At 62.0% G+C, this 23,672-nt stretch carries 19 protein-coding genes; 6 read left to right on the top strand and 13 right to left on the bottom strand.

The features are described from left to right. Nucleotides 1-4: 4 nt before the first annotated feature. The gene (locus BM416_RS03210) at nt 5-1,213 is read left to right on the top strand and encodes an amino acid deaminase (RefSeq protein ID WP_092485308.1); all 1,209 of its coding nucleotides are present in this window, start codon (nt 5-7) and stop codon (nt 1,211-1,213) included. Nucleotides 1,214-1,223: 10 nt separating this feature from the next. After that, complete coding sequence (locus BM416_RS03205) at nt 1,224-2,135, top strand: sugar kinase (protein ID WP_092485305.1); 912 nt, start codon at nt 1,224-1,226, stop codon at nt 2,133-2,135. Between the two features lie 82 nt (nt 2,136-2,217). On the opposite strand, the gene BM416_RS03200 is transcribed toward BM416_RS03205, so the two are convergent. The 12 genes from BM416_RS03200 to BM416_RS03140 form a co-directional block, all read right to left on the bottom strand. Next, nucleotides 2,218-2,493: a peptidylprolyl isomerase gene (locus BM416_RS03200; protein WP_010564624.1), complete on the bottom strand. Its 276-nt coding sequence runs from the start codon at nt 2,491-2,493 to the stop codon at nt 2,218-2,220. Between the two features lie 31 nt (nt 2,494-2,524). Beyond that, complete coding sequence (locus tag BM416_RS03195) at nt 2,525-5,032, bottom strand: PAS domain-containing hybrid sensor histidine kinase/response regulator (protein WP_092485302.1); 2,508 nt, start codon at nt 5,030-5,032, stop codon at nt 2,525-2,527. A gap of 134 nt (nt 5,033-5,166) precedes the next feature. Continuing rightward, nucleotides 5,167-7,125, bottom strand: coding sequence for an acetoacetate--CoA ligase (locus tag BM416_RS03190; protein ID WP_092485299.1), 1,959 nt, complete (start codon nt 7,123-7,125; stop codon nt 5,167-5,169). A gap of 61 nt (nt 7,126-7,186) precedes the next feature. Continuing rightward, nucleotides 7,187-7,960 carry a 3-hydroxybutyrate dehydrogenase gene (locus tag BM416_RS03185; RefSeq protein WP_092356753.1) on the bottom strand — a complete coding sequence of 258 codons (774 nt, stop codon included), beginning with the start codon at nt 7,958-7,960 and terminating at the stop codon, nt 7,187-7,189. A gap of 7 nt (nt 7,961-7,967) precedes the next feature. Then, nucleotides 7,968-9,359, bottom strand: a complete 1,392-nt coding sequence (locus BM416_RS03180; protein ID WP_065927160.1) for a GntP family permease — start codon at nt 9,357-9,359, stop codon at nt 7,968-7,970. Nucleotides 9,360-9,653: 294 nt separating this feature from the next. Continuing rightward, nucleotides 9,654-11,045, bottom strand: coding sequence for a sigma-54 interaction domain-containing protein (locus BM416_RS03175; protein ID WP_092485296.1), 1,392 nt, complete (start codon nt 11,043-11,045; stop codon nt 9,654-9,656). After that, nucleotides 11,042-12,616 carry an ABC transporter ATP-binding protein gene (locus BM416_RS03170; RefSeq protein WP_092485293.1) on the bottom strand — a complete coding sequence of 525 codons (1,575 nt, stop codon included), beginning with the start codon at nt 12,614-12,616 and terminating at the stop codon, nt 11,042-11,044. Before BM416_RS03170 ends, BM416_RS03175 begins: the two co-directional genes overlap by 4 nt. Before the next feature lie 10 nt (nt 12,617-12,626). After that, the gene (locus BM416_RS03165) at nt 12,627-13,649 is read right to left on the bottom strand and encodes an ABC transporter permease (RefSeq protein ID WP_175539029.1); all 1,023 of its coding nucleotides are present in this window, start codon (nt 13,647-13,649) and stop codon (nt 12,627-12,629) included. Next, nucleotides 13,649-14,710 carry a microcin C ABC transporter permease YejB gene (locus BM416_RS03160; protein ID WP_027608619.1) on the bottom strand — a complete coding sequence of 354 codons (1,062 nt, stop codon included), beginning with the start codon at nt 14,708-14,710 and terminating at the stop codon, nt 13,649-13,651. The genes BM416_RS03165 and BM416_RS03160 overlap by 1 nt, the downstream gene beginning before the upstream one ends. Then, on the bottom strand, nt 14,710-16,569 hold the full coding sequence (locus BM416_RS03155) for an extracellular solute-binding protein (RefSeq protein WP_092485287.1): 1,860 nt from the start codon (nt 16,567-16,569) through the stop codon (nt 14,710-14,712). Before BM416_RS03155 ends, BM416_RS03160 begins: the two co-directional genes overlap by 1 nt. Before the next feature lie 130 nt (nt 16,570-16,699). Further along, nucleotides 16,700-16,981 (bottom strand): peptidylprolyl isomerase, encoded by a 282-nt coding sequence (locus BM416_RS03150; protein ID WP_044274278.1) that lies wholly within the window; start codon nt 16,979-16,981, stop codon nt 16,700-16,702. A 629-nt stretch (nt 16,982-17,610) separates the two neighbouring features. After that, the gene (locus tag BM416_RS03140; RefSeq protein ID WP_092485284.1) at nt 17,611-18,105 is read right to left on the bottom strand and encodes a DUF1543 domain-containing protein; all 495 of its coding nucleotides are present in this window, start codon (nt 18,103-18,105) and stop codon (nt 17,611-17,613) included. A gap of 106 nt (nt 18,106-18,211) precedes the next feature. On the opposite strand from BM416_RS03140, the gene BM416_RS03135 reads away from it, so the two are divergent. Next, the gene (locus tag BM416_RS03135; RefSeq protein ID WP_092485282.1) at nt 18,212-19,033 is read left to right on the top strand and encodes an aldo/keto reductase; all 822 of its coding nucleotides are present in this window, start codon (nt 18,212-18,214) and stop codon (nt 19,031-19,033) included. 53 nt (nt 19,034-19,086) lie between these two features. Here BM416_RS03135 and BM416_RS03130 read toward each other — a convergent pair whose 3' ends face one another. Beyond that, nucleotides 19,087-19,602 carry an Hcp family type VI secretion system effector gene (locus tag BM416_RS03130; protein ID WP_065927152.1) on the bottom strand — a complete coding sequence of 172 codons (516 nt, stop codon included), beginning with the start codon at nt 19,600-19,602 and terminating at the stop codon, nt 19,087-19,089. Between the two features lie 478 nt (nt 19,603-20,080). On the opposite strand from BM416_RS03130, the gene tssA reads away from it, so the two are divergent. The 3 genes from tssA to tssC are packed head-to-tail and all read left to right on the top strand — an operon-like array spanning nt 20,081 to nt 23,661. Continuing rightward, complete coding sequence (tssA, locus tag BM416_RS03125) at nt 20,081-21,628, top strand: type VI secretion system protein TssA (RefSeq protein WP_092485279.1); 1,548 nt, start codon at nt 20,081-20,083, stop codon at nt 21,626-21,628. A gap of 31 nt (nt 21,629-21,659) precedes the next feature. Continuing rightward, nucleotides 21,660-22,157, top strand: a complete 498-nt coding sequence (gene tssB, locus BM416_RS03120) for a type VI secretion system contractile sheath small subunit (RefSeq protein ID WP_092485276.1) — start codon at nt 21,660-21,662, stop codon at nt 22,155-22,157. A 28-nt stretch (nt 22,158-22,185) separates the two neighbouring features. Then, a complete protein-coding gene (gene tssC, locus BM416_RS03115; protein WP_092485273.1) occupies nt 22,186-23,661 on the top strand; it encodes a type VI secretion system contractile sheath large subunit in 1,476 nt (491 codons plus the stop codon). Nucleotides 23,662-23,672 lie beyond the last annotated feature (11 nt).

Raw genomic sequence — 23,672 nt, 5'->3', positions numbered from 1 at the left:
CTTCATGTCTGCCATCAATGCCGTTGAAAAGGGCGCCGCCGCCGTCGGTGCCCACCTGGTCCGTGACGTCAGCCTGCCCGCCCTGGTGCTGCACCGCGACGCCCTGGAACACAACATTCGCTGGATGCAGGATTTCGTCAGCAACAGCGGCGCGGAACTGGCGCCCCACGGCAAGACCAGCATGATGCCGGCATTGTTCCAGCGCCAGCTTGCCGCGGGCGCCTGGGGCATCACCCTGGCCAACGCGGTGCAGACCCGCGCCGCCTATGCCAGTGGCGTGCGCCGGGTGCTGATGGCCAACCAGTTGGTGGGCGCACCGAACATGGCGTTGATCGCCGACCTGCTGGCCGACAAGGATTTTGACTTCCACTGCATGGTCGACCACCCGGACAACGTCGCCGACCTGGGCCTGTTCTTCGCCGCCCGTGGCCTGCGCCTCAACGTGATGATCGAATACGGCGTGGTCGGTGGCCGTTGCGGTTGCCGCAGCGAGCAGGAAGTGCGCGACCTGGCCAAGGCGATCAAGGCCCAGCCGGCCCTGGCCCTCACCGGTATCGAAGGCTACGAAGGGGTGATCCACGGCGAGCACACCATCAATGGCATCCGCGACTTCGCCGCGAGCCTGGTGCGCCTGGCCGTGGACTTGCAAGACAACGGGTCCTTCGACCTGCCCAAGCCTATTATCACGGCGTCGGGGTCGGCCTGGTACGACCTGATTGCCGAGTCCTTCGAAACCCAAAACGCCGCTGGCCGTTTCCTCAGCGTATTGCGCCCCGGCAGCTATGTGGCCCACGACCATGGCATCTACAAAGAGGCGCAATGCTGCGTGCTCGACCGTCGCAGCGACCTCCAGGAAGGCCTGCGCCCGGCCCTGGAAGTCTGGGCCCATGTGCAATCGTTGCCTGAGCCGGGGTTTGCGGTGATCGCCCTGGGCAAGCGCGACGTGGCCTACGACGCCGGTTTGCCGGTGCCGCTTAAACGCTATCGCGCCGGAATCCTGCCGGCGGAAGGCGATGATGTGAGCGCCTGCACCGTCACCGCCGTGATGGACCAGCACGCCTTCATGACCGTCGCGGCAGGTATCGAGCTGCGCATCGGTGACATCATTTCCTTCGGCACCTCGCACCCTTGCCTGACCTTCGACAAGTGGCAGGTCGGCTGCCTGGTGGATGAGCAGTTGCGGGTGATCGAGTCCCTGGAAACCCGTTTCTGAGTGTAAAGCCATGACCACCACCCATCCCCGCATCGCCCTGATCGGCGAATGCATGATCGAATTGCAACACCGCGCCGACGGCAGCCTGCAACAGAGCTTCGGCGGCGACACCCTGAACGCGGCGGTGTACCTGCGCCGTGAGCTGGGGGATATCGGCACGGTGGACTATGTCACCGCCTTGGGCGATGACAGCTTCAGCGACGCCATGTGTGCGCACTGGGCCGAAGAAGGCCTGGGGCTGGAGCGGGTCCAGCGCCTGCCCGGGCGTTTGCCCGGCTTGTACTGCATCCAGACCGATGCCAACGGCGAGCGCAAATTCCTCTACTGGCGCAACGAAGCGGCCGTGCGCGACTGCTTTACCACGCCGGCGGCCGAACCGATCCTGGCGGCATTGCCGGACTACAACGTGGTGTATTTCAGCGGCATTACCCTGGCGGTGCTGGGTGAAGTCGGGCGCCAGCGCCTGCTCGAAGTCCTGAGCGAAACCCGCCGACGTGGCGGTGCAGTGGTGTTCGACAACAACTACCGGCCGCGACTCTGGGCCACGGTGGACGTTGCCCGCGAGGCTTATCGCAGCGTACTGGCTGAGGTGGATATCGCCTTGCTGACCGAGGATGACGAACGCGCGTTGTTTGGTTATGCCGACAGCGAACAGGTATTCGCGGCGTACCCGGCGATTGCGGAAGTGGTGCTCAAGCGCGGTGCCGATGCGTGTTTGATCCGTTGCGACGGTGAGCGCCTTGCCGTGCCGGCGCTGAAGGTGGAGAAGGTGGTGGACACCACGGCGGCGGGGGATTCGTTCAGTGCGGCGTACCTGGCCAGTCGGCTCAAGGGTGGTTCGCCCCAGGAGGCGGCGTTGGCCGGGCATCGATTGGCGAGCCGGGTCATCCAGGTGCCGGGGGCGCTGATCCCCAGGGAGTAGGTGAATGGCCGCCTGCGGCGGATCGGGAGCAAACCCCCTGTGGGAGGGGGCTTGCCCCCGATAGCGGTCTTAAGCCAAAGCCTCAATCCCGGTAAAACACCTGCACCAGGTGATACCCGAACTTGCTCTTGATCGGCCCGTGCACCACCTTCACCGGTTTCTTGAAGATCACCGCATCGATCACCCCGACCATCTGCCCCGGCCGCACTTCACCCAAGTCGCCGCCGCGCTTGCCGGAGGGGCACGTGGAGTACTTCTTGGCCAGCACATCAAAGGCTTCGCCCTTGGCAATGCGCTGCTTGAGTTGTTCGGCTTCTTCGCTGGTTTTCACCAGGATATGGCGGGCTTGGGCTTTCATCGGTCTCTACCAGGTGTGCGACGGCGCGCGATTATGCCTGAACTGAATCATCGACGCTGATCATGCTGCGGATTTTGGTCGCCAGCAGGTCGATGGAAAACGGCTTGGCGACCATGTCCATGCCGTCCTCCAGGAAGCCCTGGCGCTCGGCGGCTTTCTCCGCGTAGCCGGTCATGAACAGCACCTTGAGCCCCGGCCGATGCTGGCGGGCGATCTCCGCCAGTTGGCGGCCGTTCATGCCGGGCAGGCCGACGTCGGTCACCAGCAGGTCCACGCGCAAGTCCGACTCCAGCAACGGCAGCGCTGCACGGGCATCCGCCGCCTGGTGTGCGGTATAGCCCAATTCGTCGAGCACATTGACCACCAGCATGCGCACCGCCGGGTCATCCTCGACCACCACCACCGCTTCGCCGGCAAGGGCCAGCGGGACTTCGCCCAGATGGGCGGGCTGGCTGCTTTCCAGGGAGGTGCCGTGCAGGCGCGGCAGATACAGGCGCACGCAGGTGCCCTGGCCCGGTTCGCTCTGGATGGTCACGTGGCCACCGGACTGCTGGGCAAACCCATAGATCATCGACAGCCCCAGGCCGGTGCCCTGGCCGATGGGCTTGGTGGTGAAGAACGGGTCGAACGCCTTGGCGAGAATCTTCGGCGCCATGCCGCTGCCGTTGTCACACACGCCGAGCATCACGTAGTCGCCGGCCCTGACCGGTTCGAGGGTGGTGATGTCGGTGCCGTCCAGGTAACTGTTGGCGGTTTCGATCAGCAGTTCGCCGCCATCGGGCATGGCGTCGCGTGCGTTGATCACCAGGTTGAGCAGGGCGTTTTCCAGTTGGCTGGCGTCGGTGTTGACCGGCCAGATGTCGCGGCCCAGTTGCACCTTGAGCGTGATATGCGCGCCCTTGGTGCGCTGGAACAGCTCCTCCAGGGACGCTACCAACTGGTTTGGATCCAGCGGGCGAAGGTCCAGCGACTGGCGCCGCGAGAAGGCCAGCAGGCGGTGGGTGAGGGCGGCCGCGCGATGGGCCGAGGACACGGCGGCGTCGGTAAAGCGCCCGATCTCGTCGCTGCGCCCGGCGGCGATGTAGCGCTGCATCAGGTCCAGGCTGCCGATGATACCGGTGAGCATATTATTGAAATCGTGGGCGATACCGCCGGTGAGCTGGCCCACCGCTTCCATCTTCTGCGCATGGCGCAGGGCATCTTCGGCGCGCTCGCGTTCGAACATCTCGTTTTGCAGGCGTTCGTTGGCTTCGGCCAACGCCTGGGTGCGCTGGGCCACGCGCTCCTCGAGGTTCTCGTTGAGGTGGCGCAGGGCTTCTTCGGTGAGTTTGCGTTCGGTTTCATCGATGACAAAGATGTAGAAACCGTTCACCGAGCCGTCATTGCTGAAGCGCGGCAGGTATTTCATCAACGCATGGCGCGGGCGGCCATCGCGATGGGGGGTGACGGTCATGAAACTGCAGGCCTTGCCCCTGAGCGCAGCGGCGATCTTGTCCTCGCGCCCGGCGTACACATCGTCGCCGAGCACCTCGCGGATGGTCTTGCCGTACAGCTCCTGGGGCGTCAGGCCGTACCAGTCGAGGTAGGCACTGTTGTTCAGGCGAAAACGCTGCTCGTGGTCGACGTAGCCGATCAGCACCGGCATGGCGTTGATGATCAACTGCAGTTCGGTCTGGCTCTGGCGCAGGGCCTGCTCGGTGTTTTTGCGCTCGGTGAGGTCCAGTGCCGCGCCGAGGAAGCGCGCGGGGCGGCCTTGATGATCCTTGTAGCAACGCCCTCGGGCGAACACCCAGCGCACCTGGCCGTCGGCCTGTTGCAAGCGATATTCCTCGGCGTATTCAGTGCCGAAGGTGATGCAATGCTTGATGCTGCGCGCCACCATGCCGCGATCTTCGGGATGTACGCCTTGCAGGTAGTCGCTGATCGGCAACCGGCTGGCGTCGCTTGGATCAACCCCGTGCAGGTAGGCGAAGTGCGCATCGGCGATAAAGCGGTCTTCACCAATGTCCCAGTCCCAGGTGCCCACCGCATCGGTGGCGGCCAGGGCCAGTTGCAGGCGTTGTTCGGTGTTGTGCTGGGCCTTGCGCCGTTCGTTGGTTTCGATGGCCGTGACCAGGATGCCGGCCACATTGGCGCTTTCATCGCGGATCGGGCTGTAGGTCAGGTCCAGCCAGATTTCGGTGTCGCGATTGTTGCGTTGCAGGACAAAACGCTGCTCGCTGAAGGTGCGCACCTGGCCGGTCAGCACGGCGTCGTAGATCGGCGCAGTGAAGCTTTCGAGTTCCGGCCAGGTCTGGTGCGCCGGCTGGCCCATGGCGTCCGGGTGTTTATTGCCCGCCAGCAGGGCGAAGCCGTCGTTGTAGAGCTGGGTGAGTTCGCTGCCCCACAGCAGGAGCATCGGCATCGGTGAGTGGATGACGATGTCCACGGCTGTGCGCAGGCTTTGCGGCCAATCATTGGCCTCACCGAGGGGGCTGTGCGCCCAGTCCAGCCGCGCAATCAATGCAGCGGCTTCGCTGCCGGTGGTTGTTCCCTTCATAAAAAGCCCTGAGCGTAACGCTTTGAAAAATGACAACACCCATTATCCCGTGGGACACCGATGGGTGACTACCCTCGAAAAATAGCATGCATTGAGGGTTTGTCTTCAAATGAGTGCGGCAGGGCTGAAACCTTTCATCTTTCCGCCAGTTCGGGGCGGTCGCGGAATTGCTCCAGGGCCTGCGGGTTGGCCAGTGCGTCGGTATTTTTCACCGGCTCGCCGTGCACCACGTTGCGCACCGCCAGTTCGACGATCTTGCCGCTGATGGTGCGGGGGATATCGCTGACAGCGAGGATCTTCGCCGGCACATGGCGCGGCGTGGTGTTGGCGCGGATCACCTGGCGGATCTGTTGCGCCAGGGCCTCATCCAGTTCGATGCCGTCATCCAGGCGCACAAACAGCACCACGCGCACATCGTCCTGCCAGCGTTGGCCGATGGCCAGGCTTTCCAGCACCTGCGGGACTTTTTCCACCTGGCGATAAATCTCCGCGGTGCCGATGCGCACGCCGCCGGGGTTGAGCACTGCGTCGGAGCGGCCGTGAATCAGCAGGCTGCCGTTGGGACGTAGCTCGGCGTAGTCGCCCTGGGCCCACACGCCGGGAAACTGGCTGAAATACGAGGCGCGCAGCTTCTTCTGGTGCGGGTCGTTCCACAAGCCGATGGGCATCGCCGGGAAGTGCCGGGTGCACACCAGCTCGCCTTTTTCCCCGACCAACGGTTGGCCCTGGTCGTCCCACACCTCGATGGCCATGGCCAGGCTCTTGCACTGCATTTCCCCGCGCCGCACCGGCAACACCGGATTGCCGATCACAAAGCAGGAGACGATATCGGTGCCACCGGACATCGAAGACAGGCACAACTCGGCCTTGATCTCGCGGTACACGTAGTCGTAGCTCTGGGGCGACAAGGGCGAACCGGTGGAAATCAGGCCCTTGAGGCTGCCCAGGTCGTGGCTCAGGCGCGGTTGCAGCCCGGCCTTTTCCAGGGTGGCGAGGAACTTGGGGCTGGTGCCGAACACGCTGATCTTTTCCGCGTCGATCAGGTCGATCAAGCGTTCCGGGCCGGGGTGAAACGGCGAGCCGTCATACAGCACCGCCGTGGCGCCGATGGCCAGCACCGAAACCAGCCAGTTCCACATCATCCAGCCGCAGGTGGTGTAGTAGAACAGGCAGTCCTCGCGGGAGATATCCGCGTGCAGGCCGTGTTCCTTGAGGTGGGTGAGCAGCACGCCGCCGGTGCCGTGGATGATGCATTTGGGCACGCCGGTGGTGCCGCTGGAATAGAGGATATACAGCGGATGGTCGAACGGCACCGCGATGAATTCAGGCTCGCCGCCGGGTTGGTAGAAGTCGTTCCACAGGGCGACGCGGGCCTGGGTCTGATAGTCCTCGACACAGGCCTGGGGCCGCGCATACGGGACGATGATCAATTGTTCCAGGGACGGCAGGCGTTCGAGGATTTCATTGAGCTTGGCGCTTTGGTCGATGGTTTTGCCGGCATAACGGTAGCCGGCGCAGGTGATCAGCACCTTGGGCTCGATCTGGCCGAAACGGTCGATGACGCCTTGGGTGCCGAAGTCTGGCGAGGAGCACGACCAGATCGCGCCGAGGCTGGTGGTGGCCAGCATGCCGACCAGGGTTTGCCAGGTATTGGGCATGCACGCGGCGACCCGGTCCCCCCTGCCGACACCGGCCGCCCGCAGGCTGTTTTGCAGGCCGGCGACGTGGGCGGCCAGTTCGGCGTAGGTCAGTTGTTCGCGCTGGCCGTCCTCGCTGATCGCCACCACCGCCGGGTGATCGTCGCGGCGACGCAGCAGGTGTTCGGCAAAATTCAGGCTCGCGCCCGGAAACCACTGGGCGCTGGGCATCTCGGCATCTTCGATCAGCACTGCGCTGGGCGGGCTGCGAAACTGCACATCGAAGAACGTGACGATCGCCTGCCAGAAGTCCGGGCGCTGGTCGATGCTCCACTGGTGCAGGGCCGGGTAATCGCTGAGCTGCACGCCGTGGCGATCATTGATAAAACGTCGGAAGTGGTCCATCCGCGTGGTGCGGATGCGTTCGGGGGAGGGTTGCCAGAGGATTTCGGACATCAGCACGGTCTCTTGTTCTTATGCAGGTTTTCCAAACTATAGCGTTCTAATGTGTCTGGCCTTATTGGGCCAGCCAGCCGCCATCAATGTTCCACGCCGCACCCCGCACCTGGGCCCCGGCCTCGCTGCACAAGAACAGCACCAGCTCACCCAGCTGCGACGGCGTCACGAACTCCAGGGACGGCTGTTTCTCCGCCAGCAGATCATGTTGCGCCTGCTGCGGATCGACGCCGTTGGCCACGCGATCATCAATCTGCTTCTGCACCAGCGGCGTCAACACCCAGCCGGGGCAGATCGCGTTGCAGGTCACGTTGCTGGTGGCGGTCTCCAGGCCCACCACCTTGGTCAAGCCGATCACGCCGTGCTTGGCCGCCACGTACGCGGCCTTGCCCACCGAGCCGACCTGGCCGTGCACCGAGGCGATGTTGACGATACGCCCCCAGCCCTTGGCCTTCATGCCCGGCAGGCTCAAGCGCGTGCTGTGGAACACCGAGGACAGGTTGATCGCGATGATCGCGTCCCAGCGTTCCACCGGGAAGTCCTCCACCGCCGCCACATGCTGGATGCCGGCATTGTTGACCAGGATATCGACACCGCCGAACTCACGCTCGGCGTAGGCCAGCATGTCGGCGATCTGCGCCGGGTCGCTGACGTCCGCCGGGTGGTGGCCGACCTTGCCGCCAAACGCCTGCACCTGGGCGACCACCGCACTGGCGTCGCCGAAGCCGTTGAGTATCAGGTTGGCACCGGCCTTGGCCAGGCTCAGGGCGATACCCAGGCCGATGCCGCTGGTGGAACCGGTGACCAGGGCGGTCTTGCCGTTCAATCTCGTCATGAAAACCTCACACAATGCCGGTGGCGTAGAAAGTACCGATCACCACGAACACCGCGAGGGTCTTGATGATCGTGATGCCGAAAATGTCCTTGTAGGCTTCGCGGTGGGTCAGGCCGGTCACCGCCAGCAGGGTGATCACCGCGCCGTTGTGGGGCAGGGTGTCCATGCCGCCGCTGGCCATGGCCGCGACCCGGTGCAGCACTTCAAGGGGGATATTGGCCGCATGGGCCGCCGCAATAAAGCTCTCGGACATGGCCGCCAGGGCGATGCTCATGCCGCCGGACGCAGAGCCGGTGATACCGGCCAGCAGGGTCACGGTAATCGCTTCGTTGACCAGCGGGTTGGGGATGCCTTTCAGCCAATCCGCCAGTACCAGGAAGCCCGGCAGCGAGGCGATCACTGCACCAAAGCCGTATTCGGAAGCGGTGTTCATCGCCGCCAGCAACGCGCCGCTGACCGCGCTTTTGCTGCCGTCGGCGAGCTTACTTTTGATCGCCGACCAGCCGAATACCAGCACCATGATGATGCCCACCAGCAACGCCGCCTGCACCGCCCAGATCGCCGTGAGCTTGGCGATTTCAGTGGTCACCGGCGCGCTCATGCCCGGCAGGCTGAGGCTGTGGGTCTTGCCATACCACTGTGGGATCCAGTGGGTGAACAGCAGGTTCATCACGCCCACCAGGATCAGCGGCGACAGCGCGATCCACGGGTTGGGCAGGGCAATGTTCTCGGCGGTCTCAGGCTCGTTGCGCAGCTCGGTGCCGTAGCCTTCACCCGCGCGCTGGGCCTTGTTGCGCTGGCGCGCCAGGTAGAGCATGCCGGCGCAGAACACGAAAATCGTGCCGATCAACCCCAGCCACGGCGCCGCCCAGGCGGTGGTGTTGAAGAAGGTGCTGGGGATGATGTTCTGGATCTGCGGCGTGCCGGGCAGGGCGTCCATGGTGAACGAAAACGCACCGAGGGCGATGGTCGCCGGGATCAGGCGCTTGGGGATATTGCTCTGGCGGAACATCTCCGCCGCAAACGGGTACACCGCAAACACCACCACAAACAGCGACACGCCACCATAGGTGAGCAGGGCGCAGACCAGCACGATCACCAGCATCGCCTGGCGCGTGCCGAGCAAACGGATCGCCGCCGCCACGATAGAGCGCGAGAAACCCGACAGCTCGATCAGCTTGCCGAACACCGCACCGAGCAGGAACACCGGGAAATACAGTTTGATAAAGCCGACCATTTTCTCCATGAACACCCCGGTAAAGGCAGGGGCGACGGCGGAGGGGTCGGTGAGCAGCACGGCGCCGAGGGCGGCGATGGGGGCAAACAGGATAACGCTATAGCCACGGTAGGCAGCCAGCATCAGCAACGCGAGCGCTGCCAGGGCAATGATCACACTCATGGTGTGTCTCCATCGGATTGTTATTGTTGTGGGTGAAGCAGTGGGGAGGGCTATAGCGAGATGTGTGCCATATTTTCAAGTTGTTGAAATATATGGATATTTTTTAATTTCTTTGGAGTGTTTTTGAATGCTGTCTCAATTTAGAGACAAATGAAGACCAAATGTGGGAGGGGGCTTGCCCCCGATAGCGGTTTATAAGCCAGCATATGTGTTGACTGACCTACTGCTATCGGGGTGCAAGCCCCCTCCCACAGGGAATGTCTTTATATGGAGGATTTTGTCTCTGTTTGGAGATCAGGCAATTCCCAGTGCCACCATTTTCTTGTACAACGTCGACCGCCCCAACCCCAATCGCCTGGCCGCCTCGACCACATTGCCCTCACACGCCCTGAGCGCCGCCGCAATCACCTGCCGATCAAACCGCTCCCGCGCCGCCGCAAACGTCTCACCCTCAGCCGTGTCCACCGCGCCGCGCGTCACCGGGCTGACCGTGCCAATCGCCGCACGAATGTCCCCAGCGTTCAACACCAAGTCATCGCTCAGCAACGCCGCGCGCTCCAGCACGTTGCGCAGTTCGCGGATGTTTCCCGGCCACGCATGCTGTGCCAACAGCGCCAGGGCTTCGCGGTCCAGTTCATGCTGGCTGCGCAGTTCCTCGAGGATCGCTTCGCTCAGCGCCGGAATGTCCTCCAGCCGCTCACGCAGCGGCGGCACCTGGATTGGCAATACGTTCAGGCGGTAATACAGGTCCGCACGGAACTCACCGCGCTTGATCGCCGCTTCCAGGTCCATGGAGGTGGCCGCGATCACCCGCACATCGCTGTGCAGCATTTCGTTGGAACCCACTGGTTCGAATTCCTTTTCCTGCAACACCCGCAGCAGCTTGCTTTGCAGCGGCAGCGGCATATCGCCGATTTCATCGAGGAACAGCGTGCCGCCCTGGGCAATCTGGAACTTGCCCGGGCGGCCCTTGCGATCGGCACCGGTAAAGGCGCCCGGCGCGGTGCCGAAGAACTCGGCTTCCAGCAGGTCATGGGGAATCGCCGCGCTGTTGATGCTGACAAAGGCTTTGTGCGCACGCGGTGAGGCACCGTGGATCGCCTGGGCGAGCAATTCCTTGCCGGTGCCGGTCTCACCCAGCAACAGCACCGGCGACTCGGCGCCTGCGCTGCGCCGGGCACGGCGTTTGACTTCCAGGCTCGCGGCGCTGGTGCCGATAAAGTGCGCGAAGTTGTACTTGCTCTGGCGTGAACGCAGCAACGAGCGGGTGGAGGCCAGTTCCTGCTGCATGCTCAGGTAGCGTTCGATCAGCGGCGACAGGTTGCGCAGTTCATCGAACAAGGCAAAGCCAATCGCACCGATCACTGCACCGGCATCGTTGTGGATCGGCAGGCGCATCACCACCAAAGGGCCTTTGGGGGTGTCCTGGATGTCCAGCAGAATCGGCCGGTCGGTGCGCACCACCTGGCGCAACAGGCTGTTGGAAATCACCCGCTCGCATGGCTGGCCGATGGCTTCATCGGCACTCTTGAGGCCGAAGCGCTTGGCGTAGCGCTCGTTCATCCAGACGATATTGGCGTCGCGGTCGACAATCACCGTGCCTTCGCTGGACTGCTCGATGATCTCGAACAGCGACTGGATCGCCAGGCCGCGAACCTGTTGATAGTCCGTCAGGCTGGTACTCATGACGACAGCCCGCCGGCCGCCGCCAGGAGTTCTTTGGTATACGGGTGCTGCGGCGCTTCGAAAACGTCATGGCTCGGCCCGCGCTCGACCACCTTGCCGTCCTTGATCACGATCATGTCATGGGCCATGGCGCGTACCACGGCGAGGTCATGGCTGATAAACAGGTAGGTCAGGCCGTACTTTTCCTGCAATTCACGCAGCAACGCTACGACCTGCTTCTGCACCGTACGGTCCAGTGCCGAGGTCGGTTCATCCAGCAGCATCAGCGCCGGCTTGAGCACCAGCGCGCGGGCGATGGCGATGCGTTGGCGCTGGCCGCCGGAGAATTCATGGGGGAAGCGATGGCGGCTGGCGGGGTCGAGGCCCACGTCCTTGAGCACCTGGATCACTTGCGCATCGCGGTCGGCCAGGCTGCACGGCGCATGCACCTCCAGGCCTTCGCTGATGATCTGCTGCACCGACATGCGCGGGCTGAGGCTGCCGTAGGGGTCTTGGAAGACCACTTGCATCTGCTTGCGCCACGGGCGCATCTGCTTGTGGTTGAGCGGGTCGAGGGCCTCGCCCTGGAAGCGGATGCTGCCGGTGGAATCCAGCAGGCGCAGGATCGCCTGGCCGAGGGTGGACTTGCCCGAACCGGACTCGCCGACAATCCCCAGGGTCTTGCCGCGCTGTACGCTGAGGCTGATGCCATCCACCGCGCGCAGGTAGGTCTTGCGCCGGAACAGACCGCCGCCCAGGGGGAATTGCACGCTCAGGTCGTGCACGTCCAGCACGGTCTCCCGTGGCTCGCTGCACAGCACATCGCCGGACGGCTCGGCGTCCAGCAACAGGCGGCTGTAGGGATGTTGTGGTGCCGTGAACAAGGTCTCGCAGTCAGCCTGCTCGACAATCTCGCCGGCGTGCATCACGCACACCCGCTGGGCGATGCTGCGCACCAGGTTGAGGTCATGGCTGATCAGCAGCAGCGACATGCCCAGGCGGTGTTGCAGGGACTTGAGCAGCAGCAGGATCTTGCGCTGCACGGTCACGTCAAGGGCGGTGGTGGGCTCGTCGGCGATCAGCAGCTCCGGCTCACAGGCCAGGGCCATGGCGATCATCACCCGTTGGCGTTGGCCCCCGGAGAGTTGGTGCGGATAGGCCTTGAGGCGTTCCTGGGGTTTCTGGATGCCCACCAACTGCAGCAACTCGAGGATGCGCGCCTGCGCCGCCTTGCCGCCCAGGCCCTTGTGCAGCAGCAAGGTTTCGCCGATCTGTTTTTCGATGCTGTGCAGCGGGTTGAGGGAGGTCATCGGCTCCTGGAAGATCATCGCAATGCGGTTGCCGCGCAGTTTCTGCAAGGTCGACGCCGAGGCGCCGACCAGTTCCTGGCCGCGATATTTCACGGAGCCACGGGTTTCAGTACCGGCTTCGGGCAGCAGTTGCAGAATCGAATGGGCGGTCACCGACTTGCCGGAGCCGGACTCACCCACCAGCGCCAGGCACTCGCCGGGGCGTACATCCAGGCTCAGGTTGCGTACCACGGTCTGGCCGCTGAAGGCGACGCTGAGGTCGCGGATTTCGATCAGGTTCATACGCAGTCACTCATGAGCGTGGGTCGAAGGCATCACGCAATGCCTCGCCGATAAAGACCAGCAGCGACAGGATCAGCGCCAAGGTGAAAAACGCCGTCAGGCCCAGCCACGGTGCTTGCAGGTTCTGCTTGCCCTGGGCAATCAACTCGCCCAGTGACGCACTGCCCGCAGGCATGCCGAAACCGAGGAAATCCAGGGCGCTCAGGGTGGAAATCGCCCCGGTGAGGATAAACGGCAGGTAGCTCAAGGTGGCGGTCATGGCGTTGGGCAGGATATGCCGGCGAATGATCTTGCCGTCGCCCAGGCCCAGGGCCCGCGCGGCCTTGACGTACTCCAGGTTGCGCCCGCGCAGGAACTCGGCGCGCACCACATCCACCAGGGCCAGCCAGGAAAACAGCGCCATGATCCCCAGCAACCACCAGAAGTTCGGCTCGACAAACCCCGACAGGATGATCAGCAGGTACAGCACCGGCAGCCCGGACCACACTTCAAGGATGCGTTGGCCGAGCAGATCCACCCAGCCACCGTAATAGCCTTGCAAGGCCCCGGCGGCGATGCCGATGGTGGCGCTGATCGCGGTGAGTGCCAGGGCAAACAAAATCGACACCCGCGCGCCGAAGATCACCCGTGCCAGCACATCCCGCGACTGGTCATCGGTACCCAGCCAGTTCACCGTCGAGGGCGGGCTGGGGGCCGGGCGGGTCAGTTCGTAGTTGGGCGTGTCGTCGCTGAACGGGATGGGCGGGAACAGCATCCAGCCGCCGTCCTGCTTGATCAGCTTTTGCACGTAGTCACTGCGGTAATCGGCCTGGAACGGCAGTTGCCCGCCGAACTGCTGCTCGGTGTAGCGCTTGAAGACGGGGAAATACAGCTCGTTCTTGTAACTGAGCACCAAGGGTTTGTCATTGGCGATCAACTCGCCGCCCAGGGTCAGGATAAACAGGCCGATAAACAACCACAGCGACCACCAGCCGCGCCGGTTTTTCTTGAACCGCTCGAAACGCCGACGGGCCACGGGAGACAGGTTAAGCATCAGGCGTTCCTCGCGGCGAAGTCGATACGCGGGTCCACCAGGGTGTAGCAGAGGTCGCCGATCAGTTTTATCAAGAGCCCGAATAACGTAAAGATAAACAGCGAGCCAAACACCACCGGGTAATCCCGGGAGACGGCGGCTTCGTAGCTCATGCGGCCGAGGCCATCGAGGGAAAAAATCACTTCGATCAGCAGTGATCCGGCGAAGAACACGCTGATAAACGCCTGGGGAATCCCCGAGATCACCAGCAGCATGGCGTTGCGAAACACATGGCCGTACAGCACCCGTCGTTCGCTCAAGCCCTTGGCGCGGGCAGTCACTACGTACTGGCGCGTGATTTCATTGAGGAACGAGTTTTTGGTCAGGATGGTCAGGGTGGCGAACCCGCCGATCACCAGTGCGCTGACCGGCAGCACCAGGTGCCAGAAGTAGTCGGCGATCTTGCCCACGGTGCTCAGCTCGGCGAAGTTTTCCGAGACCAGCCCGCGCACTGGAAACCAGTTCAATGACGTGCCTCCGGCGAACACCACGATCAGGAACATCGCGAACAGGAACGCCGGCATCGCGTAGCCAATCACAATGGCGGTGCTGCTCCACACATCAAAGCTGCTGCCATGGCGCACCGCCTTGCGAATGCCCAGGGGGATCGACACCAGGTAGGTGATCAGCGTGGCCCAGAGGCCGAGGGAAATGGTCACCGGCATTTTTTCCAGGATCAGGTCGATCACGGTGGCGCCGCGAAAGAAGCTGTTGCCGAAATCCAGCTGGGCGTAGCTCTTGAGCATCAGCCACAGGCGTTCCGGCGCGGGCTTGTCGAAGCCGTATTGTTTTTCGATGTCCTTGATCAGTTTCGGGTCCAGGCCACGGCTGGCACGGGAGCCGCTGCTGACACCGTCGCCGGATGAGCCGCCGACCGCGCCGCCGCCGATGCCTTGCAGGTGAGCGATGGCTTGCTCCACCGGCCCGCCGGGTGCGGCCTGGACGATCACGAAGTTGACCAGCAGGATGATCACCAGCGTCGGGATGATCAGCAGCAGGCGCCGCACGATATAGGCAAACATCAGCGAGCTCCTGCGCGTTTTTTCAACTCGGCATTCATTTGTTCATTGGTCAGCGGGGTAGGGCTGATTTCCCACCAGGTTTCCAGGGCTTCATCATTCCTGGCCTCGATGGCCGGACGGCCGAAGCGGTTCCACCACGCGGCGGAGGTGCCGGGGGGGTAGTAATTGGGGATCCACAGGTAATTCCATTGCAGCACCCGATCCAGGGCATGGGCATAGGTGAGCATCTGCGCCTGGGTGTCGGCCTTGACCAGGCCCTTGATCAGGCTGTCGACGGCCGGGTCCTTGAGCACCATGTAGTTGTTGGCGCCCGGATCGAATGCGGCGGTCGAGCCGAAGTAGTTGTACAGCTCCATGCCGGGCGAGGTGGTGACCGGGAAGCCGGTGACGATCATGTCGTAGTCGCGGGCCATCAGGCGGTTGACGTATTGCGAAGAGTCGATGCGGCGGATGTTCAAGGTAATGCCGATCTGTGCGAGGTTGCGTTTGTACGGCAACAGCAGGCGTTCCAGGCCGTTCTGGGCATTGAGGAAGGTGAATTCCAGCGGCTCGCCCTCGGCGTTGACCAGTTTGTCGCCGTCTGGCTTCCAGCCGGCTTCTTCCAGCAGGGCCAGGGCTTGCAACTGTTTGTCGCGGATCATGCCGCTGCCATCGGTGACCGGGGCCTTGAACACCTGGGTGAATACCTCGTCGGGAATCTGCCCGCGCAAGGGTTCGAGAATCGCCAGTTCTTCCGGGGTGGGCAGTTGGGTGGCGGCCAACGGGCTATTGGAGAAGTAGCTTTGCTGGCGGATGTACAGGTTGCGCATCATCTGCCGGTTGGCCCATTCGAAGTCCCACAGCATCGCCAGGGCCTGGCGTACGCGACGGTCCTTGAACATCGGTTTTTGCACATTGAACACATAACCCTGGGCCGGTTGCGGCATGTCCTTGGCCAGGTGCGCACGTTGCAGGCGGCCATCGTCCAGGGCCGGGCCGTTGTAGCCGATGGAATAGCCGGTGGCGGAAAACTCACGGTTGAAGTCGTAGGCGCCACCGCGCAGTACCTGGCGGGCCACTTCGGTGTCGCCGAAGTACTCCAGGCTCAGGTGATCGAAGTTGTACAGGCCGCGGCTGACGGGCAGGTCCTTGCCCCACCAGTCGGGGTCGCGGGTAAAGGTGATGGTGCTGCCCGAGTCGATCTTGCCGACCTTGTACGGGCCGCTGCCCAGGGGGGCTTCGTAGCCACCGCCGTTGGCGAAGTCGCGGGTTTTCCACCAGTGCTCGGGAAACACCGGCAGGGTGGCGATATCCAGGGGCAGGGTGCGGTTTTCATTGCTGGAGAAATCAAAACGGACCTGGCGCGGGCCTTCGACTTCGACGTGCTTGACGTCGGCGAACAGCGTGCGAAAGCGCAGGCTGCCTTGAGTCATCAGCAGGTTGAAGCTGTAGCGCACGTCTTCGGCGGTGATCGGCTTGCCATCGGCAAAGCGCGCCTTGGGGTTGAGGAAGAAACGCAGGGACAGGCCGTCCTCCGCGCGTTCCATCTTCTCGGCCACCAGGCCATACACCGTATAGGGCTCATCCAGGGAACGCAGGGCCAGGGGCGCATACAGCCAGCCGTCGACCTGGGAGACGCCGATGCCTTTGTCGATATACGGCAGCACATGGTCGAAACGTCCGATTTCAATCGCCGAGCGCCGCAGGCTGCCGCCCTTGGGGGCGTTGGGGTTGGCGTAGTCGAAATGGCTGAAACCGGCGGGATACTTGGCCGGTTCGCCGTACACGGTCATGGACGGTTGGGGCGCCGCGATCACGGCGCTGCTGGCCAGCAGCAGGGCCAGGGAGGTACTGAACAGTCTGGAAAAAGCCAATCGCATTGTCAGCCTTGAACGCCGGGTGAAGAAGAATAAGGATTTGTACGCTAACGGCATCAGCGTCGCCAGTCGTCACATGCACAACGGCCCACCAAGAGGCGGGCCGTTGTTTCAAGCAGCAGCGCGGACGGGATCAGTCCTGGCGGCTGGTGACTTCCAGCAGGTGGTAGCCGAACTGGGTTTTCACCGGGCCTTGCACGGTGTTGACCGGGGCGCTGAAGACGACGGTGTCGAATTCCTTGACCATCTGGCCTGGACCGAACGAACCCAAGTCACCGCCCTGGCGGCTGGATGGGCAGCTGGAGTTGGCTTTGGCGATTTCTGCGAAATCGGCGCCGCCTTCGATTTGGGCCTTGAGTTCGTTGCACTTGTCTTCGGTGGCAACGAGGATGTGACGGGCGGTGGCTTTGGCCATGGGGATTAACTCCTTGAGTAAAAACGGTGAGCGTACCGGATTCAGGCGGTTATTTCCTGGCAAAGTTCCGCTGGGGGTCAGGTTGGGGCGCTGAGCTTGGGTATTGGCGTGATGGAGTGAGATCCAGAGCAGGCTGGTATCTACCTGATGCATAGAGATCACATGTGGGAGGGGCGGTGCGACGATTCGACTTGCTCCCGATGGCGGCCTGACAGCCGACCAGGATGTTGGATCAGACCGAGTACATATCCGTTGCTGCGGTAACGGCCACCTATGGTTCCGCTCTTACAGCGGCTCACTTTTGGAGGGACCCAAAAGTAAGCAAAAGGTCCTCGCCCCAACACTCGGCACCTCGCCTAGGCTCGGTGTGCCCGAACGCAGGCTTGAATCCGTGGGCCGCCGTCATGGGCCATCCCTGGCCCAGGACGGCTAACCCGGCGTCCTGCCGGGTTACCCACGGATTCAAGCCTGCGTTCGGCCAGCGTGTTTGACGGGGCGCCTGAGATCAAGAGCCACAGCAACAGCAACAGCAACAGCAACAGCAACAGCAACAGCAACAGCAACAGCAAAAGCAGTGTTACGTCTGACGTTGCCGGAGTCATCTGATGTCAGGTCGAATAAGCCCCCCATCAATTCAGGACGATATAGTCGTTCTGCTGAATGATCGGCCGATGGGCGCCTTGCACCAGGTGCAGGTAGCGGCCGTCCACCAGGTCGATGGGCAGGCAGTCGTCGATATCCATCACGCCATCGGTGTGGGCCTGGGACCAGTGGCGCAGCACCTGTTGCTTGCCCTTGCTGGTCGCCTCCCGTTTGTTGCGGGCGACCACCAGCAGGTAGTGGTGGGCTTCGCCAAAGCTGTTGGCTTCATAACCGCCAAGGTTGATGAAGTACAGGTGATGGGCGTCGGCAGCGGGGGCCAGGTGGCTGAGTTCGACCTTCCAGCCGTCGACGCCATCCACCGCCATCCACGAATCAATATGCACACCCTTGGGGCTGCCAAACCAGCCCTCGCGCAATTGCGGGTAGGTGCCTTCCAGTGTGTCCGCTACGGCGAACACCACATCGTGCACTTCAATTCTTGCTCGTGGGTGCTTGCCCCCGAGCATCACGACAAACAGCATTGCAGGTCCTTCCTGGCGACTTGGCAAAGGGCAACCATACTTCGATTGAACCCTTTTGTCCGGTCAATGCCACACTGTTAATCCGCGAACTCATCAGGAGGTTGTCATGCGCACCATTGATCTGGCGGGCGTTCCCGTCCCTGTCATCGGCCAGGGAACCTGGCGCATGGGCGAAGACCCGGACCGGCGCCGCGCCGAAGTCGCGGCATTGCAACTGGGGATCGACGAGGGCATGACCCTCATCGACACCGCCGAGATGTATGGCGAGGGCGGGGCAGAAGAAATCGTTGGCGAAGCCATCAGCGGCAGGCGCGACCAGGTGTTCCTGGTGAGCAAGGTCTACCCGCACAACGCCAGCCAAAAAGGCGTGCCCCGTGCCTGTGAAGCCAGCCTCCGGCGCCTGGGCACGGACTACATTGATCTGTATCTGCTGCATTGGCGTGGCCAGTACCCCCTTGAAGAAACCGTCGAAGCGTTCGAGCGCCTGCGTGAGGCCGGCAAGATCGGCCGCTGGGGTGTCTCCAATTTCGATGTGGCCGACCTGCAGGAGCTCGCATCCCCGGCCTGCGCGACCAATCAGGTGCTGTACAACATCGAAGAGCGCGGGATCGAATTCGACCTGTTGCCCTGGTGGCAACAACACCATTTGCCGCTGATGGCGTACTGCCCGATTGCCCAGGGTGGGGCGTTGCTGTCCAGCCAGACCCTCAAGCAGATCGCCCGCCGCCACGAGGTCACGCCCGCCCAGGTTGCCCTGGCCTGGGTGCTGCGCCAGGACGGTGTGATCGCCATTCCCAAGGCGGTCACCCCGGAGCATGTACGGCTCAATGCGGCCGCCGCCAAGGTGGTGCTCGATGAGCACGACCTGGATGCCATCGATCGGGTGTTCGGCGCACCCAGGCGCAAGCATCCCTTGGCGATGGTGTAGTTGCCTGGCAGAAACGGTGCCGTCCCTGGCACCTGTTCCTGCTCAGGTCCGACCTAACCCGCTACCGGGCTGCGCCAGTCATCGGACCCGGATGTGCCGGACACTTCGTGGGTCCACACGATCTTGCCATAGGTGAAGTGCACATCCTCCAGGTGAGTGAAATGGGCATTGTCCGGGTCCTGGCAGTGGGGCATGCGTGACTGTATGTCCACGATCTTCGCCCTCTCCAGTTCAATCGTGAAGTAGTGCTCTTGGGTACCGGCTGGCGACGTACGGAACCACTCGAGTCGGCAGGTGACGTCTTCACCGCTGGTCAAGGCGCTGAACAGCAAGGGCGATGACTTATCGAAGACCTTGCTGATCATCAGCGGCTTATGGACCCTCTGGCCCGTCGGCTGGCCGGACTGCGGGTCGCGTGGAACAATCACCTGATGGGAGAAGGCCTGGACCAGAATCTGGTCTTCATGGCCTTCCTGGTAAATATTGCCCACCGAGTCCTTGGTAAATGTGCCTGCCGTAATCAAGCCTTGCTTGGAGCCAGTGACGGAAAGATACGCGGGTGTTGGCATGACGGGTTTCCTTGTCTGATTGATGAGGTAGTTCCAACGGTTAATCGTACCGGTTGGGAATGTGGCTATTACAAGAAGCGTGCCGGAAAGTGTGGGAACCAATACGGACTTGGCATGCTGTGGATATAGGCGTTGGGTTTAAACGGGTGTTATGGTTTTTTTGGCTGTTTTACGGAAAGTGTTTGCGCATAAGTGCGCATTTAGTTGCTCATGTTGCTACGTCTCTTAGTAGTTGGTTTTCCGCTGGGGTTAGGTGAAATCCATCTCTGTAGCTGCGCAAAAGTCTGCATATGCCTTGGTTTACGGGGTGTGTAGGAAATGTCTTAAGTGTGAGTCTGTTGCTTGCTGGATGTTATTGTCGTGGCTAAGGTTTACGAACTTCGCGGCGGTTCAAGCGAAGGGTTCATGGCAATCTGGTGTGAAAGTTAAATGCACTTAGTTTGTCCCTCGTGCCTTGGATAGTCGAGTGCGCTCCTAAATGGTCCATTCAGAAAAACTCTGCGCTTATTACCTCGAGCTTGCCCGGCAGCCCTGTTTGCCAGCGAACTTTGCCGGCAGTGATATACGCTATTCAAATGAATATGAAACCCTGGAGTCCGAACTGGCAAAGATGCAGTCCATGCATGGCGCTGGCCAGCCGGACTGGCAAAAGCTCCTGGAAATCAGCGAATGCCTGTTGCGTGAGCAGTCCAAGGATCTGCGCGTGGCCGTCTGGCTGACCTGGGCGCTTTATCACTGCGAGTCCTTTGCCGGACTGCTGGCTGGCCTCGGGTTGCTGCGCCATCTGTGTGAGCACCATTGGTCGGCGGTATACCCTGGAAAGCTGCGCACCCGCGGCGCAGCGTTCGGCTGGCTGGTCCTGCGCCTTGAGACGCTGCTTGTCCAAGACCTGTCGGTTCAGGACCAGCAACTCCTATTCCAGTCCATGCTTGAACACCTCACGCGCCTTGATGAACTCTGGACTGCACATTTGGGAGGCGACGCGCCGCTGTTGCTGCCGATTCGCAGGCAATTGGAGCAGCGGTTGGCGCTTGCTGCGCAAGGCCATCCCCCCATCGCCGGGTTGAACGCCGTCGTTGCGCAAGTGCAACCCGCTGCTACGCCATCGTCAACGGCCAAATCGACGGTAAATAACGAAAAAGACGCGCATGACTTGCTGTTTGCCTTGCAGGAACAGGCTCGTCCGTTGTGTGCCTGGTGGTTACGCCAGGACGCTGCCGACCTTCGGGCCTTGCACCTGAGTCGAACGCTGGCCTGGCTGTCCATCGTCCGCTATCCGGATGCCAACGGTGAGCGAGTCACCGCGTTGTGCGGGCCTGCCCCTGACAGACTCAAGTACTACCAGCAACGTTTTGCCCAAGGCCATCACGCCGAGCTGCTGCCTGAACTTGAGGCCGGCCTCTCAGGTGCGATGTTCTGGTTCGACGGGCTGTACATGCTCTGGCAATGCCTGGAATCCCAGCAGGCGGAACTGGCCATGAGCGAGTTGGAAGTGAGTTTCGCCCTGTTGTTGCAACGATTGCCGGACTTGCCGGCGTTTCGTTTTCAAGGGGGTGCGCCTTTTGCCGACGGCGCCACTCGCGACTGGATCGCACTGCATGTTTCCCATCACCTGCAAACCCCTGAGGCGCGCCGCGTAGCGGTCGATGCCGAGCCCTGGGAGATCGCCTTGCAGCTTGTGCTGCCGCGGCTGCGCAAGGATGGGCTCAAAGCCGCGGTACATGAGCTCAATCAAGGCCTGCATGCCGCTCGCAGCGATCGTGCCCGCTTTTATTGGCGGTTGGCCCTGGCGCGCTTGTGTGCACACGCGGGCAAACATGAGTTGGCGAAGATCCAGCTCGAACAACTGGACCTCGAGCTGCAGCGCTCGGGCCTGCAACACTGGGAGCCGGAGCTGGCGTTTCAAGTGACGCGTCTCTTGCACCGCTGCTGCGACCTGATGCCACAAAACCATGCCGTGCGCGAGCGCAAGGAAGACACCCACCGCAGGCTGTGCCTCTTCGATCTGGAAGCGGTACTTGAATAGGCTTACGAGCCGCTTGAAAAGGAGATTTACCATGGCCAAAGAAGGTTCGGTAGCACCCAAGGAACGTATCAATATCACCTTCAAACCCTCCGTCGGCGGTGCGCGGGAAGAAGTCGAGCTTCCGTTGAAACTCCTCGTGCTGGGGGACTTCACCCAGCGTGAGGACCTGCGCAAGCTTGAAGATCGCAAGCCCATCGCCCTCAACCAGAACACCCTCGATGAGGTGTTGGCCAAACAGGCGCTGAGCCTGACGCTGAATGTCCCCAATCGCCTCCAGGACGGCGCCGAGGTCGAAGACCTGGCCATCCAGTTACGAATCAATTCGATGAGGGATTTCAACCCGGCGAACCTGGTGGAGCAGATCCCCGAGTTGCACAAGCTGATGGCCCTGCGTGAGGCGCTGATGGCGCTCAAGGGACCACTGGGCAACACGCCAAGCTTTCGCAAAGCCATCGAACAGGCCCTGGCCGACGACGAATCCCGTGCCCGGGTATTGGCGGAGCTGGGCCTGAGCGGCCGGACCGCCTGACATTTTTCAGTAAAAGGACACTGGCGCCATGACGACTCAACACACCTCGATACCTGTACACATCACTGACGAGCACAGCATTCTCGACAACATCATCGCCCAGACTCTGTTGAGTGCGGATGACGAGGCCTACGGCATAGCCAGGCGTGGCGTCTCGGCATTTATCGAAGAGCTGATCAAGCCGCAGAACAGCGGGGAACCGGTCAAGAAACACCTGGTTGACCGCATGATTGCCGAGATTGACGAGAAGCTCGGTCGGCAAATGGATGAGATTTTGCACCACCCGCGTTTCCAGGCCCTGGAATCCTCATGGAAAGGCCTGCAATTGTTGGTCGAGCGCACCAACTTTAGGGAAAACATCAAGATCGAACTGCTGAATGTCTCTCGGCAAGACCTGCTGGATGACTTCGAAGACTCACCCGAGGTGACCCAGTCCGGGCTCTATAAGCACGTCTACAGTGCGGAGTACGGTCAGTTCGGCGGTCAACCTGTGGGCGCAATCATCGCTGACTTCTTTCTTTCCCCCAGCGCCCCCGATGTGAAGCTGATGCAATACGCTTCCAAGGTCGCCTGCATGGCCCATGCACCGTTTATCGCGGCCGCCGGGCCGACTTTTTTCGGCTTGGAAAGCTTCACCGATCTGCCTGACTTGAAGGATCTCAGGGATCACTTCGAAGGTCCGCAGTTCGCCAAATGGCATAGCTTTCGCCAGAGCGAAGATGCCCGTTACATCGGGCTGACGGTGCCGCGATTCCTGCTGCGCACGCCTTACGATCCCCTTGAATGTCCGGTCAAGACCTTCGCCTACCGGGAAACCGTGGTGAACAGCCACGAGCACTACCTTTGGGGTAATACCGCCTACGCCTTTGCCACACGATTGACCGACAGTTTTGCGCGGTTTCGTTGGTGCCCGAACATTATCGGTCCGCAAAGCGGCGGCGCAGTGGAAGACTTACCCTTGCATCACTTCCACAGCATGGGCGAAATCGAAACCAAGATTCCCACTGAAGTACTGGTATCCGACCGTCGCGAATACGAACTGGCGCAAGAGGGTTTCATTGCCTTGACGATGCGCAAGGGCAGTGACAACGCCGCGTTTTTTTCCGCCAGCTCAGTACAAAAGCCCAAGCGCTTCGGTATCAGTGCCGAGGGCAAGGAGGCCGAGCTGAATTACCATCTGGGCACCCAGTTGCCCTACATGATGGTGGTCAACCGCCTGGCCCATTACCTCAAGGTCCTGCAGCGGGAGCAACTGGGCTCGTGGAAGGAGCGTACTGACCTGGAGCTGGAGCTCAACAAGTGGATTCGCCAGTACGTGGCAGACCAGGAAAACCCCAGTGCCGAAGTGCGTGGGCGGCGGCCATTGCGGGCGGCACGTATCGTCGTCAGTGACGTCGAGGGCGAGCCTGGCTGGTACCGCGTCAGCCTGAGTGTGCGACCGCACTTCAAATACATGGGGGCGGATTTCACCCTGTCCCTGGTTGGCAAGCTCGACAAAGAATGAGCAGGGGCCAA

Origin of the sequence: Pseudomonas sp. NFACC42-2 (assembly GCF_900116055.1) — a bacterium.
Lineage (GTDB): Bacteria > Pseudomonadota > Gammaproteobacteria > Pseudomonadales > Pseudomonadaceae > Aquipseudomonas > Aquipseudomonas marginalis.
The sequence above is the reverse complement of the archived record's forward strand: the minus strand, read 5'-3'. Positions and strand labels throughout refer to the sequence as shown.

Bases quoted from the DNA above. Each gene is read 5' to 3' on its own strand.
- BM416_RS03210 (WP_092485308.1), top strand. From the start codon at position 5: ATGTCTGCCATCAATGCCGTTGAAAAGGGCGCCGCCGCCGTCGGTGCC.
- BM416_RS03205 (WP_092485305.1), top strand. From the start codon at position 1,224: ATGACCACCACCCATCCCCGCATCGCCCTGATCGGCGAATGCATGATC.
- BM416_RS03200 (WP_010564624.1), bottom strand. From the start codon at position 2,493: ATGAAAGCCCAAGCCCGCCATATCCTGGTGAAAACCAGCGAAGAAGCC.
- BM416_RS03195 (WP_092485302.1), bottom strand. From the start codon at position 5,032: ATGAAGGGAACAACCACCGGCAGCGAAGCCGCTGCATTGATTGCGCGG.
- BM416_RS03190 (WP_092485299.1), bottom strand. From the start codon at position 7,125: ATGTCCGAAATCCTCTGGCAACCCTCCCCCGAACGCATCCGCACCACG.
- BM416_RS03185 (WP_092356753.1), bottom strand. From the start codon at position 7,960: ATGACGAGATTGAACGGCAAGACCGCCCTGGTCACCGGTTCCACCAGC.
- BM416_RS03180 (WP_065927160.1), bottom strand. From the start codon at position 9,359: ATGAGTGTGATCATTGCCCTGGCAGCGCTCGCGTTGCTGATGCTGGCT.
- BM416_RS03175 (WP_092485296.1), bottom strand. From the start codon at position 11,045: ATGAGTACCAGCCTGACGGACTATCAACAGGTTCGCGGCCTGGCGATC.
- BM416_RS03170 (WP_092485293.1), bottom strand. From the start codon at position 12,616: ATGAACCTGATCGAAATCCGCGACCTCAGCGTCGCCTTCAGCGGCCAG.
- BM416_RS03165 (WP_175539029.1), bottom strand. From the start codon at position 13,649: ATGCTTAACCTGTCTCCCGTGGCCCGTCGGCGTTTCGAGCGGTTCAAG.
- BM416_RS03160 (WP_027608619.1), bottom strand. From the start codon at position 14,710: ATGTTTGCCTATATCGTGCGGCGCCTGCTGCTGATCATCCCGACGCTG.
- BM416_RS03155 (WP_092485287.1), bottom strand. From the start codon at position 16,569: ATGCGATTGGCTTTTTCCAGACTGTTCAGTACCTCCCTGGCCCTGCTG.
- BM416_RS03150 (WP_044274278.1), bottom strand. From the start codon at position 16,981: ATGGCCAAAGCCACCGCCCGTCACATCCTCGTTGCCACCGAAGACAAG.
- BM416_RS03140 (WP_092485284.1), bottom strand. From the start codon at position 18,105: ATGCTGTTTGTCGTGATGCTCGGGGGCAAGCACCCACGAGCAAGAATT.
- BM416_RS03135 (WP_092485282.1), top strand. From the start codon at position 18,212: ATGCGCACCATTGATCTGGCGGGCGTTCCCGTCCCTGTCATCGGCCAG.
- BM416_RS03130 (WP_065927152.1), bottom strand. From the start codon at position 19,602: ATGCCAACACCCGCGTATCTTTCCGTCACTGGCTCCAAGCAAGGCTTG.
- tssA (WP_092485279.1), top strand. From the start codon at position 20,081: ATGGTCCATTCAGAAAAACTCTGCGCTTATTACCTCGAGCTTGCCCGG.
- tssB (WP_092485276.1), top strand. From the start codon at position 21,660: ATGGCCAAAGAAGGTTCGGTAGCACCCAAGGAACGTATCAATATCACC.
- tssC (WP_092485273.1), top strand. From the start codon at position 22,186: ATGACGACTCAACACACCTCGATACCTGTACACATCACTGACGAGCAC.